Source organism: Phreatobacter sp. (assembly GCF_016793595.1).
In the GTDB taxonomy this organism is placed as follows: domain Bacteria; phylum Pseudomonadota; class Alphaproteobacteria; order Rhizobiales; family Phreatobacteraceae; genus Phreatobacter.
Genome location: NZ_JAEULY010000016.1, coordinates 23,393 through 37,241 on the forward strand (window position 1 = coordinate 23,393; position 13,849 = coordinate 37,241).

15 protein-coding genes are annotated in these 13,849 nt (G+C 66.8%); 2 read left to right on the forward strand and 13 right to left on the reverse strand.

What is annotated here, in order from left to right; genetic code table 11:
- Positions 1-3: 3 nt before the first annotated feature.
- The 13 genes from JNK84_RS17350 to JNK84_RS17410 form a co-directional block, all read right to left on the reverse strand.
- On the reverse strand, positions 4-1,977 hold the full coding sequence (locus JNK84_RS17350) for a conjugal transfer protein TraG (RefSeq protein WP_293425991.1): 1,974 nt from the start codon (positions 1,975-1,977) through the stop codon (positions 4-6).
- Positions 1,978-1,994: 17 nt separating this feature from the next.
- A complete protein-coding gene (locus JNK84_RS17355) occupies positions 1,995-3,752 on the reverse strand; it encodes a relaxase/mobilization nuclease domain-containing protein (protein ID WP_293425993.1) in 1,758 nt (585 codons plus the stop codon).
- Positions 3,753-3,990: 238 nt separating this feature from the next.
- The gene (locus JNK84_RS17360) at positions 3,991-4,716 is read right to left on the reverse strand and encodes a lytic transglycosylase domain-containing protein (protein WP_293425995.1); all 726 of its coding nucleotides are present in this window, start codon (positions 4,714-4,716) and stop codon (positions 3,991-3,993) included.
- A 190-nt stretch (positions 4,717-4,906) separates the two neighbouring features.
- Positions 4,907-5,239, reverse strand: coding sequence for a DUF736 domain-containing protein (locus JNK84_RS17365; RefSeq protein ID WP_070932643.1), 333 nt, complete (start codon positions 5,237-5,239; stop codon positions 4,907-4,909).
- Positions 5,240-5,274: 35 nt separating this feature from the next.
- Entirely contained in the window at positions 5,275-5,832 is a 558-nt protein-coding gene (locus JNK84_RS17370; RefSeq protein ID WP_293425999.1) for a S26 family signal peptidase, read from the reverse strand.
- Complete coding sequence (locus tag JNK84_RS17375; RefSeq protein WP_293426001.1) at positions 5,829-6,335, reverse strand: DUF2840 domain-containing protein; 507 nt, start codon at positions 6,333-6,335, stop codon at positions 5,829-5,831. Before JNK84_RS17375 ends, JNK84_RS17370 begins: the two co-directional genes overlap by 4 nt.
- Positions 6,332-6,598 (reverse strand): helix-turn-helix transcriptional regulator, encoded by a 267-nt coding sequence (locus JNK84_RS17380; RefSeq protein WP_015459426.1) that lies wholly within the window; start codon positions 6,596-6,598, stop codon positions 6,332-6,334. The genes JNK84_RS17375 and JNK84_RS17380 overlap by 4 nt, the downstream gene beginning before the upstream one ends.
- Positions 6,599-6,727: 129 nt before the next feature.
- Entirely contained in the window at positions 6,728-7,249 is a 522-nt protein-coding gene (locus JNK84_RS17385; protein ID WP_293426003.1) for a DUF2285 domain-containing protein, read from the reverse strand.
- Between the two features lie 40 nt (positions 7,250-7,289).
- Positions 7,290-7,511, reverse strand: a complete 222-nt coding sequence (locus JNK84_RS17390; RefSeq protein ID WP_084652915.1) for a transcriptional regulator domain-containing protein — start codon at positions 7,509-7,511, stop codon at positions 7,290-7,292.
- Positions 7,512-7,666: 155 nt separating this feature from the next.
- Positions 7,667-7,930 carry a DNA -binding domain-containing protein gene (locus JNK84_RS17395; RefSeq protein WP_070932648.1) on the reverse strand — a complete coding sequence of 88 codons (264 nt, stop codon included), beginning with the start codon at positions 7,928-7,930 and terminating at the stop codon, positions 7,667-7,669.
- A 518-nt stretch (positions 7,931-8,448) separates the two neighbouring features.
- A complete protein-coding gene (locus JNK84_RS17400; RefSeq protein WP_293426011.1) occupies positions 8,449-9,291 on the reverse strand; it encodes a DUF932 domain-containing protein in 843 nt (280 codons plus the stop codon).
- A 284-nt stretch (positions 9,292-9,575) separates the two neighbouring features.
- A complete protein-coding gene (locus tag JNK84_RS17405; RefSeq protein ID WP_293426013.1) occupies positions 9,576-9,875 on the reverse strand; it encodes a DUF736 domain-containing protein in 300 nt (99 codons plus the stop codon).
- A 559-nt stretch (positions 9,876-10,434) separates the two neighbouring features.
- Positions 10,435-12,489, reverse strand: a complete 2,055-nt coding sequence (locus JNK84_RS17410; RefSeq protein WP_293426281.1) for a ParB/RepB/Spo0J family partition protein — start codon at positions 12,487-12,489, stop codon at positions 10,435-10,437.
- A 455-nt stretch (positions 12,490-12,944) separates the two neighbouring features.
- On the opposite strand from JNK84_RS17410, the gene JNK84_RS17415 reads away from it, so the two are divergent.
- Both JNK84_RS17415 and JNK84_RS17420 read left to right on the forward strand, forming a co-directional pair.
- Complete coding sequence (locus JNK84_RS17415; protein WP_293426015.1) at positions 12,945-13,193, forward strand: FitA-like ribbon-helix-helix domain-containing protein; 249 nt, start codon at positions 12,945-12,947, stop codon at positions 13,191-13,193.
- Positions 13,190-13,606, forward strand: coding sequence for a type II toxin-antitoxin system VapC family toxin (locus tag JNK84_RS17420; RefSeq protein WP_293426017.1), 417 nt, complete (start codon positions 13,190-13,192; stop codon positions 13,604-13,606). The genes JNK84_RS17415 and JNK84_RS17420 overlap by 4 nt, the downstream gene beginning before the upstream one ends.
- Positions 13,607-13,849 lie beyond the last annotated feature (243 nt).

Here is a 13,849-nt window from a genome sequence, read left to right on the forward strand (position 1 = left end):
CGCCTACAGCTCGATACCGTCGCCGGGGTCGAGCGAAGCCTGCCGCGCAATGCCCTGCATCCGGCGCCGCACGGCCGCCTGCCGCGCGGCATCGTCGGGTTCGTCGTCCACGATCGCAAACTCCTGAGCCGGCGGCGGCGAGGTCTCGGGCGCGATGGCGACATGTTCCGGCAGTTCGGGTTCGCGCCGCAATCCACCGTTGGCCGCGTCCTCTGTCGAACGAACGATCCGCGCCACGGCGGCGGGATCGGCGACGACGGCGCGGCCCGTCCAGTCATCGGGACGCACCGGGCCGGCGTCCGGGGTGGGCGCGGGCATGATCCGCTCGGCGAACCGTGCGTCGGAGTAGTAGCGAGCCTTCTTCGCCCGGATCGGATGGACGCCCGCTACCATGACGATCTCGTCATTGGGCGGGAGCTGCATCACCTCGCCCGGCGTGAGGAGTTGGCGGGCGGTCTCTGACCGCGACACCATCAGATGCCCAAGCCAGGGCGAAAGCCTGTGGCCCGCATAGTTCTTCATCGCCCGCATCTCGGTCGCGGTGCCGAGCGCATCAGACACCCGCTTGGCGGTGCGCTCGTCGTTGGTGGCGAAGCTCACGCGCACATGGCAATTGTCGAGGATCGCGTTGTTCGGGCCATAAGCCTTCTCGATCTGGTTGAGAGACTGCGCGATCAGGAATGCCTTGAGACCATAGCCAGCCATGAAGGCCAGCGCGGACTCGAAGAAGTCGAGACGGCCTAGCGCGGGAAACTCATCGAGCATCAAGAGCACGCGATGGCGGTCGCCGTTCGGCGTCAGCTCCTCGGTCAACCGGCGACCGATCTGGTTGAGGATGAGCCGGATGAGCGGCTTGGTGCGCGATATGTCGCTGGGCGGCACGACCAGATAGAGCGTCGCCGGCCGATCGCCATCGACCAGATCCGATATGCGCCACTGACAGGCGCGCGTGACCTGCGCCACGACCGGATCGCGGTAGAGGCCGAGGAACGACATGGCGGTGGAAAGCACGCCGGATCGCTCGTTGTCCGACTTGTTCAACAACTCGCGCGCAGCGCTGGCGACGACCGGATGCACGCCGGCTTCGCCCAAGTGTGGCGTCGCCATCATCGCGGCCAGCGTCTGTTCGATCGTCCGCGACGGGTCCGAGAGGAATCCCGCAACGCCGGCCAGCGTCTTATCCGGCTCGGCATAGAGGACGTGAAGGATCGCGCCGACCAGCAGCGAATGGGAGGTTTTCTCCCAATGGTTTCGGCGCTCCAGCGAGCCTTCGGGATCGACCAGCACGTCGGCGACATTCTGAACGTCGCGCACTTCCCATTGTCCGCGTCGCACTTCGAGCAACGGATTGTAGGCCGCGGACGCCGCGTTGGTCGGATCGAACAGAAGCACTCGGCCATGCCGGGCGCGAAAGCCTGCGGTCAGCGTCCAGTTCTCGCCCTTGATGTCGTGGACGATCGCCGATGCGGGCCAGGTCAGCAGCGACGGCACGACGAGGCCGACGCCTTTGCCGCTCCGCGTCGGGGCGAAGCACAGCACATGCTCCGGCCCGTCATGGCGCAGATAGTCGCGCGCGAGCTTGCCGAGAACGACGCCGTTCGGCCCCAGCAGCCCGGCGCTGCGAACCTCCCGCTCGGTCGCCCAGCGCGCCGAGCCGTAGGTTTCGGCGTTCTTCAGTTCGCGCGCGCGCCATACCGACATGCCGATGGCGACCGCGATCGACACGAACCCGCCCGACGCCGCGATGAACGCGCCGGTCTTGAAGATGTCGGGCGCATAGGCGTCGAAGCTGAACCACCACCAGAAGAACGCCGGCGGTGGATAGATGCGGTAGCCGAAGGCCATGAACCACGGCGGGCCAAGCTCCGGCTGGTAGGCGAGAGCGGCGGCGGTCCATTGCGTCGCGCCCCATACGGCGGCGAGGACGATCAGGAACACGGTGATGACCTGACCCCATAATATCTTGGTCGCGGACATGGATTTTCCTTTCGGGGTTACAGGCCGAGGTCGCGCTTGCGACCCAGCGTCCAGTCGATGCCGCCACCGGCGCGCACCACGCCGGACACTTGCCGGCCGAGCTGCTGTTCGAGGGTGCTGGCCCAGGGCACGAGCCGGAAACCAAGACCGTCATCGAGCATGGCGAAACGGCCGGACGCGAGCGCAAGCCGCTGGCGGACGACGCCGGAAATCTTCTCGCCGTCGGCGGCGGAGCGATAAGCAAGCCCGGTCTCGCCGGCGATCTTCGCGCCAACCGAATCCAGCTCGCGCTTGCGCAGCGTGTCGAGCAGACCGCGCTCGAACACGGTGCGTTCGCCATAGCGGCGCGCCAGCCCTTCCTTGACGAGATGGTCGGTGCGCGCGTCCATCGCGCGACGCACCTCGGCGCCGAACCCGCCGTCAGCGACGCCAGCGCCGCGCTCGATCAGGCGATGGTCGAGCCAGGTTGCACCCGGCGCCTTGACCTGCGCGGCAAGGTCGAGGTCTGAGCGCGTGGCGAGCACCAGCGTCGGCTTGGCCTCGCCGGGCCGTCCAACGCCACGCAGTTCGACGATGCCGCCGAGCTTTGGGCTATGCTCCAGCGCCTCGATGCCGGGCAGGCGCACATGATGGGTGCGGCCGTCCGTGCCGTCGATCACAGCATAGGCGGTGCCGGTCAGCTCGTCGTGCAATCCCTTGTCGATGAGCCGGCCGGCAATCGGGTTCTCGGGCGCGCCGTTCACGACGGCGTAGCTGTCGAGCGCGCGATCCTGCCCGCGTTCTTTGAGCGCCGCACCGATCGTGCGGATGATGTCGCCGCGCGTCCCCAGCTCGCGCAGCTTCGCCGCCGCCCCTTCGGCGACCGCCCATCGCCCCGGCTCACCCTCGGCCGCGAGTCCCATCGTTTCCAGATGCTGCAACCGACCGATCATCAATCGGCGGAGGCGCGGGTCGTCCGGGCCGGGCCGCTCGGCGCGCAGGTCGATTACGCCCAGCTCATCGGCGGCGCGGCCGATCTCGCCGTCGAGCCGGGTCCAGCGCTCCGCCGTTACCTCGCGATCGAGCGCACGTTGGACCTCATGTTCGGGTTTCGGCCCCAACTCCGCGAACGCCAGCTCCTCGGCACGCGACCGCAGATTGTGGCTGATATAGTCGCGGGCGATAAGAAGATCGCCGCCCTGGTCGTTGACCCCGCGAACGAGCAGATGGACGTGCGGATTGTCGGTGTTCCAATGATCGACCGCGATCCATTCCAGGCGCGTGCCAAGGTCCGCTTCCATCTGGCGAACGAGGTCGCGGGTATATTCGCGAAGGTCGGTCAATTCCGCCGCGTCCTCCGGGGACACGATGACCCGGAAATGATGGCGGTCATCCTTGCACCGCTCGGCGAAACCGCGATCGTCGGCACGGTCGCTTGTCGCGTCGAACATGCGCGTGGGAGAACCGTCGCGGGTGACGCCTTCACGCTTCAGATAGGCGATGTGCGCGGACAGCGGCGCCATACGTCGCCCGCCACGGCTGCGGGTAGTGACGGGCAGCATCTTGACGATGGCGCGCCGGCCGGAACCGAACAGGCGGTTACGCGCAAACGCGGTGCGGCCCCGGCCGAAACTGGACTGGCCGCCCCGGCGCGACGCGCCGCCGCTGCGCCGCCCGCCGCTATGGATCGCGGCGACCCGCAGCACCTCAGCCACCAGGCCGCGCGCATTGCGGCCCTGCGCCTTGCTGCGCTTGGCCTTTCCGGGCCGGACGCGGAAATCGCTGTCCTTGCTCACGGCCGGGCCGTTTCCCGCCGAAAATGGCCAATGGTGCCATTCGAGACGTTGATTTTACTGGCTTTTCCCTTCCGCGCGGCACGCGCGCCGACCGACGCCCCCATGTGAAGCCACGGAAAAGCCCCGGCTTTTCGGCGAAACGGGGTGCGGCTTATATCTTGCCCTCGCAGTTCCCCCCTGTTTCCTGCCCTCTCGGTTCCCTGCTCGAATCCGGCGACCGATCGGGCGCGAGCGCCAATCATTGCGGTCGGCCCGCGCGGGCGCGGGGGACGAACAGCGTGTCCGCCTGCGTTTCCGGTGACGAGGGAACCGCGATCTCCTGCGCTTCGGTGGCGCGCGCCGCGACCGATCCCGGCGCATCGGATGTGTCGTCGGATTGCGCGGCAGACGACGCGGACCCGCTACCTGTGATGCGGACGAACAGTGCCGAACGACGCCACGCGAAGCGGTCCTGCGGCGCACTCACCGCCGTTTCGACCGCACCCCGCGCGCCGACCACGGCCGTAAGCTGGGCCAGGTAGCCGATCGTCTCGGCGGGCAGCGGACGGCCGCGCGACACATAGTCGTCGTAGCGCCCCGGTCCCGCATTATAGGCCGCCAGCATCGCGCTCGCGTTGCCGTAGCGGTCGTGCATCTCGCGCAGATAGGCCGCGCCCGCCATGATGTTGTCGCGCACGTCGAATGGATCGGGGCCGAGACCGTAACGGACGCGCAGCCCCGCCCAGGTCGCAGGCATGATCTGCATCAGCCCCATAGCGCCAGCCCGCGAGACAGCGCGCGAGTTGGCCCGGCTTTCGACGCGCATGACCGCCCATATCCACGCTTCGGGAATCCCGAACCGCCGCGCGGCGTCGGCGACATGACCAGCATAGGGATGTGCTGCGGCCGGGGCGGCGACGGGCGCGTCTTGCGCCCGAACCGTTCCCGGCGCAGCGCCACAGGACAGCAGGACGGTCGCAATCAATATGGCCGATCCGACTCCGCTTCGCCGCCAGCCTGCCAGCGTGCTCGCTGCGGTAAAGGGTTCGCGCCAAGCGCCGGCCTTTGGCCGCCCTTGACCCCCGCTGCGCGCGCCGGCCGGCCTTTGGCCGAGCGGGACGAAGGGATGAGACGGCTTTCCCGCGAACAAAGGGATGAACAGGGATCGCACCGGCTCAGTCCTGCTCGCGCGACTTGGGCTGGCGGTTCCAGCGCAACGACCAGGCCGATTTGTCGCCCGTGTTCTGGAACAGCGCGGCGCGGATCGGCTGCGCGAACGCGGGGTCGTCGATGCGCAGCGAGACGTAATCTCCGGCGCGTTCGCCGGTCTCGTTCCAGCCCGCGCCGATCTCCGGGCCTTCGCTGTCGCCGCGGTGGACGCGCCAGTCCGGCGCCTTTTCGGCGTCGGTCGGGTCGGCGGGAACGATCGATATGCGGATGTCGAGAGTCGCCGTCTCGATGATGCCTTCATAGCCGTTGGCGGTGCGGAAAAAGCTGCCGATCTGCATGGGAATATCCTTTCGTTTGGTGGGGTGGATGCGGGTCAGGACCGGACGGCACGCCACCTCAGCGGCGCTTCGGGGATGTCGCGGGTGAGGATCGAGATGGCGCGGCCGAGCACGGTCGAGGCTGGCAGCGGCCCGAAGTAGCGCCCGTCCAGGCTGTCGGGATGATCGGGATTGAGCAGCAGCAGCTCGCCGGCTGCGATCGTGCGGCAACCCTGCCACGCGGGCAGCGGGCGGCCGATCCGGTCACGGATCAGGGCGACGGCAACCGCACGTCCATCGACGCTGACCGTCGCACCGATCCGGCAAACGCGCTGTCCCGCCTTGGCGGCGACATGCTTCAACAGTGGCACGTCACGGCCGAGATAACCGCGCTGGGCCATCCAGCGGCCAAGCGCTTCGGGCGGCGCGACGGCGACAAGCGCACCAACGTGCGGATCGCTGTCGGGCCGTATGCGATAGAGACCGAGCGGCGCGCTCGCGCTGGCGTTCCAGATGACGCGCGGCAGCGGATCGGTGAGCGCGACGGCAGCGAACGATAGGACGAACACTGACGCAGCGATGGCGGTCGCACGGAGATAGAAGCGGCGCGTCATCCCTCGATCTCCCGGCGCTTGAGCCAGGCGCGATGACGCTCCAGCGTGTAGGGACGCGGGGCTTGTCCGGCGGCAATGCGGTTATGGACGTGCCGCCAATGGTCGGGCGCGGCGTCACAGGGATCGACGCCGGCCGCCTCGGTCGCGTCGATCGCCGCGAGAACCTGACTGACTTTGGGCCAGCCCTCGATCTTGAGTAGGATGTCGCCACCCGGCCGCACGAATGGCAGCGTCGTGAACGGCTCGTCCGCGCCGACTGCGCGCACGATGTCGATGCGCGAGACTACCGTGCCGTAGTCGTTCGCCGCCCAGCGGACGAACGCGAAGATCTCGCCGGGCCGGAAGCGGACGATGCGTCGGCGGCGATCAACGATCTCGTCCACGGCGACGCGGCCGAACCTGATCCAGTGCTCGATCCGCTTCTCGATCCACGTCAGTTCAACGCGGGTCATGCCGTCGTCGGACGGCTGGCGGTGACGCATGGGTGACGGCGGGACGGTCATCGCCGGCTCCGGGCGATGGCCGAATCCGCGCGCGGCATGAGGTCGTCCTGACCCGGATCGGAAGTCGAATGCTTGATGCCGATGTCGGCCCAGGCGCGCAGGTCATCGACCGAATAGACCACCCTGCCACCGATCCGGCGGTAGGCGGGGCCGGTGCCGAAATAGCGATGCTTCTCCAGCGTGCGACCGGAAAGGCCGAGAAAGCGCGCGGCTTCCGGCGTGCGCAGGAAACGGGGCGGCAAGTTGGTGGGCGTATCGGACAAGTGACGGCTCCTGCGGGCGGTGGCGGCAGGAGGCGTAATTGTCAGAATGGAAGCGGCCGGGTGGGGTATGAAGATGTGCGGCTGCGCGGATGTGACCACCCCCCGCGACGGCGCCCTTGGATGGGCGTTTCAGCGGATGCGGAGCAGCTTGCGGTAATCGCCTTTCATCATGGCGATGCCATCACGGACGAGCCGAACCACGAACGACCGGGACGCCGACATTTTCCAGTCGCTCGCGGAGAGGTTGGTCGCGTCTTCGCGCCCTAACTCTACCGCGATCTGGCGATAGGTCGCACCGCCATCACGCAAATCAACGGCGCGCAGGATCAGCTTCAGGCGGGCTAGGCGATAGGGCGTGAGGGGCCAACCGCGCGGCAACGGTCCGGCCTCTCGACCGAGCAACCGGCGATGAAAACGCAACAGGGTGGCGATGCGAGTAATGAAGTCGCGGTCGAGGGGGACGATGGCGGCGAGCGGGCGGCCGGGCGTCGGGTCACGCAGCCATAACCGATGCTCGCCGGCCGCGTCGGCGACGATGACGTGGCGCCCGTCGGTCCCCGCCAGGTCCGCGAGCAGCGCGCCGAGCAAGTGCGGATCGACCGGCTGAGCGCTCGCAAATCCGTCCGGCGCCGCGTCAAGAATGACCGTCACGGCGGACAGCTCCGGCCGCCAGATGACGGGCTCGGTCAGGTCATCGGGCGCGGTGGCGAAAGGACAACCCCCAGCGCCGCGCGAATGCTGCTTCCGCTGCGTTCTTGGCGACGGCGCCGTCCGCGATGCGCTGCCGCATCTGTGCATGTTCGGCGCGATAGGTGCGATTTCGGCGTAGAAACTCGGCGGCTATGTCGGCGCGCCCGAGCGCATCGGACAGTCCGCCGACACGCCGCTGGCGACGCCCCGGCGGCGTCGGCATGGCATCCTCCCAGTCGCGCCTTCAGCGCGGTTTGTGGAAGATTGAAGATCGTCATGGAACGCCTGCGCGATAGCGCGAAGGTCGCGCACAACCATGCCGTGCAGGCGGCAAGTTGGCACGGCAATTGGTCCGAAATGGAGAGTAATCTTAACGATTTAGCCACGTCGGCTTCCTAGCAAATGAGCGTATCCCACTTCCGTCATCCACCGCGCGCGGGCGAGGTGGCTGTCGTGCATGACCTTCGCGCGACCCGGCTCGCGCGCGACGTCGATGCCAAAGATCAAACCAGCGGCCTCTCGCCAATCCGCCCCGTCTGCGTCAGCGTCGAGCAACCGCAGATAGTCGGTGAGATGGCCATTATCATAGGCCGTAAGTTCGGCAGAATCGGGCGCGCGATCATCGAAAACTTTGGTGTTCATCTCGTTCTCGCCGATCCGCCCTCTTTAACTAATTAGATCAGGGCGCTGCGTTTCGATGAGCGTGACAGGCATGATTGGCCGCAAATTCTGCATAGCTCGCCGACACTCGAAAAGGCTGCTGATTTGCGGTGCGCCCCCGCAAACAGCTCCTAGACCCGTGATCGGGGAGTTGGAAAACCGGAATATCTCGGTCCCTATGACCTTTAGCCCGAGAGCCTGTTGTATACGTCACAGGCTCCCCGACCATGCGGTCAAGGATGGCGGCGTCGTCACGGCCGACGCCCAACCGGATATTCCGGGGTTTCCACGCCCCAGGCCGCCGCGTAGCGGCCCGAGAGCTTCATAGGATGGCGGGGCTGATTTGACCACCACTAAGCGCGAGCCGGGCGCCAGCCCGGCGAGCGCGTTTGCGGCCGCGCGGACCTTGGGACGCGCGGCCGCCGCCGATCCGCCGCAGCGGATCGGCGCTAGATAGCCGAGCCGCAGGGCCGAAGGTCCGGCCCTGCGGTGGCGAACGGTCATGCTTTCTTGAGGCGTTGCATTCCCTCGGCCAGTGTCCAGAGCGCCCGGTTGAGCGTCACGTTCTGGTCAATGCCGTTGATGGCGCGGGTCTGCGCCCGGCGTATGCGGCCCTCCGCGTTGCGCTTGCGGCCCTGCAACCCGCCCCGCACGACATTCTCCTGAATGACGTTGAAGGTGGTCCACAGGCTATCGCCCATGTCCTCACGGCGGCGCGGTTCGATGATCTGTTCAGGCCGCAGCGGGCTTTCGTCCTCGCCATAGCGGGCGACCAAACTCACCTCGCCAAGCAACCGCCGCTCGTCCTCGGAAAGCCGCACCTCCTTCATGGCCTCGCTGGCGTCGATCAGGCGAGGAAAGTCCTCGGCGACGGTGTAAACGCCTTCGATAATGTCGTGCTCGATATTGCCCTTGTGGGGAACGCGGACCTCCTCGAACCGCTCGCCCGCGATCATGGAATTGGTGCAGACGAAGCGCAACATCCCGGCGAACATCTGATAGGCGCTGGTCCCGTCATGGCTGTTCACGATGATGACTTCTGCGGCCTCGGGTTTGCCGATTCCCTCGTCACGGCGAAGGCGCAGCATGTGTTTCGCGTGGCCGTGGCGTGAACCGTCGCGCGGAACCGACTGGACGGCGAAAAACGGGAACCATCCTTCCCGGCGCAATCCCTCCACGATGTCGATGGTCGGGACATAGACATACCGCTCCGAACGGCTGTCGTGCGCCTCGCGGGCGAAGATGGACGGGACGTGGCGATATAGCGCCTCGTTGTCGAGCGGCTCCCGACCGCTGATCTGATGGGCGTTCCGGCCGAACCGGGTGGCAAGTTGATGATACATGACTGAAGTCCTTGGGCTTGGGTTTCCGCGCAGCGGAGCGCCGCGCTGAAACCCTGCCCGTCGGCGAGACCGGGGGTGCAACCGGAGTGGGCGGCTTCGCGGGGAACCGGCTGCACGGAACGCGAAGCGTGGAGGAAGCTGGGCGGAAGCCGCTCCGAAGGGCGCTGGGGGCGGCGCCCCAAGCACCTCACAACATGCCGGGCCACTGGCCCGTCCATATTATGAACTGGCGGACCAGCACACGAAGGCGCCCCGCTCCGAGGAAGCGGGGCGCCGTGTCGAGGTCAGCGCGACCAGATGAGAGCGTATTCGCCGGGGGTCTCGGTTTCGACCAGAGTGGCATAGATCGGAGCCGCGAAGGTCGGATCGTCCAGCTTGACCGAGATGTAGTCGCGGTTCTCGCGGCTGGTCTTCTTCCACCCCGCGCCGCATTCGACCGTGCCGACCACGACGCGGAAATCGGGGGCCTTGTCGCTCTCCTTGTCGATCGGACGGAGGGTGGCCTTTGCGTTGAGGGTGAGCGTCTTGATGGTTCCGCTGAAGGAGCCGTTGCCCGCCTGGGTGAAGGTGCCGATGGTAGCCATGTCGAAGTTCCTTTTGCTTCGGGCCACGACCGCCGCGGCCTCGATGGCGATCGGTGAAGCGGGGATGATCGGACGCGCACCGCTTGCGGCCGAAGCGCAGCGGAGGATGGCGACGCGCGGCCTTTTTGTTTCGCGATGCAAAGCCGAAGGCGGCGGAAAAAAGCCGCGCGGCGCCGTTGCGCCAGGCCGATCAAGGCGAAGCCAGCACCGGTTAGATCAAGCCAATCGAGAGGCCGCGCGGTTGTCGCCGAGCCGGAAATTCCACGCCGTGGCTATGACGGGCATCGTCAGTCGGAGGGCATTCGCTTCTTTGCTGGACCGCGCCGGGCTCACCTCGCAAATAATTCTTCGCAGAGACGACAGGAGAGGAACGCGGCTGACGCTCCCTATGTGTGCGCCGAGATCCCGCGCGAGGCTGGCATAGACCGTCGCTCATCGCCCGCATCATAGTCGCCGAGCGGTCCCGCCGCGTGGGTCTGCAACATTACTCGATGAACCCACCTCCAGAAATGCAACAAAAGGAAACCGGGACCGCTCGCGCGGTCCCGGTCCCGTGCCGCTATTCGGCGGCGACAGCAAAGGATGCTTCGCTGTCCTCCACTTCGCGCGGCTGCTCCACGCTATCCGCGTCCTCCGGCTCCGCAGGCGCGGGGTCCGCTCCCTCCGGTTCGGGCGTCCTCAACACGGCGGGAAGCCAGCCGGTCCCGGAAAGAAGCTGCTCGGCGGCTTGCGCCATGTCCGGCTTCTTCATGTCCGCGATGCGGCGGGCGGCGTCCTCGGACACGCCTTCGGTCACGGCCTCCACGATATGCGCCTTGGTGACACGGCCAAGGTAGCTGTCCACGGTCGGCGTCCAGTCCTTCGCCACGTCCAGCGCCAGCGCGCCCGCCAGCCTGTCCGCCGTTTGCAGCGACCGGGGCTTGCGGTCCCACGGCAACCGCAGAGCGTTGACGGTGCGAGCCGCGCAATGCGCCAGCAACGCAATCCGCTTCGCCTCGTCCAGCCCGACGATGAAGGCCCACAGGTCCGCCACGTCGCGCGGCATCCGCTCGGCCCATGCCTCGTGCTGCTCGCTCGCCCGTGCCGCCAATGGCGTGTCCTCGATCCCGTCCGCATGGCTCCCCAAGGGGGTCACGGTCGGACGAACCTCAAGGCAACCGGCCTCCGCATAGCTGTAGAACAGTTGCGCGGTCAGCGTGTGGGTCAGCGCGATCAGGGCCATATCGGGCTGCTCGGCCAGCGCCACGCGAAGCGCCAAGGTCCGGTGGGCGGACAGGTCACGGGTGAGGCTGTCGGAAATCGGCTTGCCCGGTTCCTCGTCCTCGTCGGCGTCCTGCACGTCCTCGTCGCCGTCCTCCGGCTGCTCGTCGTCGCCCATCTGCGCCTCGGTCACATCGCTTTCTTCCGGCTCCGGCTGGGGGTCCGCCAACGCCTCGTCCTCGGCCCGCACGAAACCGCGCTCGACCCTGACCGTGCCGTCATGGTGAAGCACGACGAACGCACCGCCATTGGCGATCACGTTGGGATCGTAGGCGGAGCGCTTGGCCGACAGGGCGTCCATTTCGGCATCCAGCGCACGGGCTTTCGCCGCCAAGTCCTCGGGCATTTCGTCCAACGAGTCATAGCCATCGACGATCTGGTCATATTCGGCCCATGCCTCATCGACCCGCGCCTCCTCCTCGTCGGACAGGGCGACGGTCTGCGGATAGAAGCGCCGCATCCCGTGGGCGTGGGGATAGTCGATATGCGCCTCGGCCCATTTCCAGCCCTCGGCCTGAACGCGCTCGGCAACCTCGCGCAATTTCTCGATGGCAAGCGTATCGAGCAAGCCCGCATCCTCGAAGAACCCGCCACGGTCCTCGCTGAACAGGTCGCGGATGATGTTGCCGCCCGCTTCCGCGTAGGCTTCGGCTCCGACGAACACCGCGCGCCGGTCCTCTGCCGACACATTGCTTGCGGTCATGTCGCGCCGGATAATCCACGGCTCGCGGTTGTGATGCAGGTTGGCGAAAACCTGCTCCTGCCGGTCATGGTCCTCGGTGATGGCGAAGGCCATAAGCTGATCCAGCGTAAGGCCGTCCTCCCGATAGACCTGCAACAGCTTGGGCGAGACAGCGCCAAGGCGAAGCCGCTGCTTCACCACGCCAGCCGACACGCCGAACCGCGCGCCGATTTCTTCCGCGCCATAGCCCTTGCTCTCGGACAGTTCACGGAACCGCTCGAACTGGTCGGCGGGGTGCATCGGGGTTCGGGTCACGTTCTCGTCCAGACTGATTTCGGACGGATCGTTGGCGGTATCGAGCCAGCAGCGCACGACTTCCGACTTCTTGATCTGCTTGCGCTTGGCGCGCAGCAGCATCGCCAGCCTGCGGCCTTCACCAGCGGTAACGAGATAATAGCCGGTCGGCGTCCCGTCCTCCTTGGTCTCCGGCTCCACGACAAGGTTCTGGATCAGCCCCTTGTGCTGGATCGAAGCGGCCAGCGCCTCGATAGCGGCTTCCCCATGCGGCACCTTGCGGGCATTGCGCGGGGACTTTTTGAGCTTGGCGAGCGGCACGAAAATCTCGACGCCCGACACAGGCTCGGCGGCTACGGTTTGGGTAACGGCGTTCATCACACTTCTCCTAAAAACCACACTCACCCCGGAATGGGGTGGGCGGCGAAGAAGCGACCGGCAGGCCCGCCGGCGGAGCCGGGCAGCATCCGCAGGAGCGGAACGCAGTGGAGGACGCGCCAACAGCGCGTTGCGGCCCGGCGCGGCGGGTCTAAAGGGAAGCGTCGCCCATCCCATCGACGGAGTGAGCAACGACCAGACGCGATCGGGACGGCGCAGCCCTGGCCCGATCTCCGCAGATCGGAAAGACAACAATCCGCGCGGCGGATTGCCCGAACGGCGCAGCAGCGCCACCCCGCCATGCTGATCGTCACCCAGCAGGGACGAGACCCGCCAGGGGCTCGGTCGGAGCGCAGCGGAGATAGAGCGGCGGTCCCGCAGGGAGGCGCCAACCCTTCCTTGATTCTCTTAACCTCATCGACTAAAATGCAGTCATTGACTTATGGAGGTTTTGCATGGCGGTCATGACGATCCGAAACATCGACGACGCGATCAAAAATCGCCTGCGCTTGCGGGCGGCGATGCACGGCCGTTCGATGGAAGATGAGGCCCGCGACATTCTGCGTTCGGCGCTCTCGACCGAAATCCCGCGTCCGCGCAATCTCGGCCAGGCGATCAACGAACGCTTCGGCGAGTTGGGCGGCGTCGATCTGCCCGTTACGCCGCGCGAGGCAATCCGGCCCTCGGTGGACTTCGGGGAATGATCGTCCTCGACACCAATGTCATATCCGAGCTGATGCGGCGCGAACCTGATCCGAGGGTCATGGCGTGGATCGCCGAGCAACCGATGGCGGGCGTCTTCACCACGACGCTGACCCAGGCGGAAATCTTCTACGGGCTGGCGTTGCTGCCCGAGGGACGCCGCCGCGATGATCTGCTCGCGGCCGCACGCCCAATGTTTGATGTCGATCTGGCCGGGCGCGTCCTGCCGTTCGATTCCGAAGCCGCGACAGCCTATCCCGACATTGCCGCTGGCCGGAAACAGGGCGGAAAGCCGATCAGCCAGATTGACGCGCAGATTGCGGCGATCGTGCGCTCGCGCGGGGCGCGGCTGGCGACTCGCAACGTCCGTGATTTCGCAGATTGCGGGATCACGGTCGTCGATCCGTGGGGCTAGATATGACGCCCGCCGCCTTTCACCCCTATCTGCGCTTCGCCGCGACAGAGGCTTTGCATGAGGCGCGAGCGCGAAGCAGCCTGTCGGGATGGCCCTTGCCCGCAAAGTCCATCGTCGCACCCATCGTCGCCGGGGCGAATGCCCGGACGACCTGTTCGACTATGCCACGCTGCCGGTCGGCAGCGTCCGTCCTTGCGCGGGGAAAAGCCCGAAGGACGATCTTTCGACGTGGACCGTCACCGA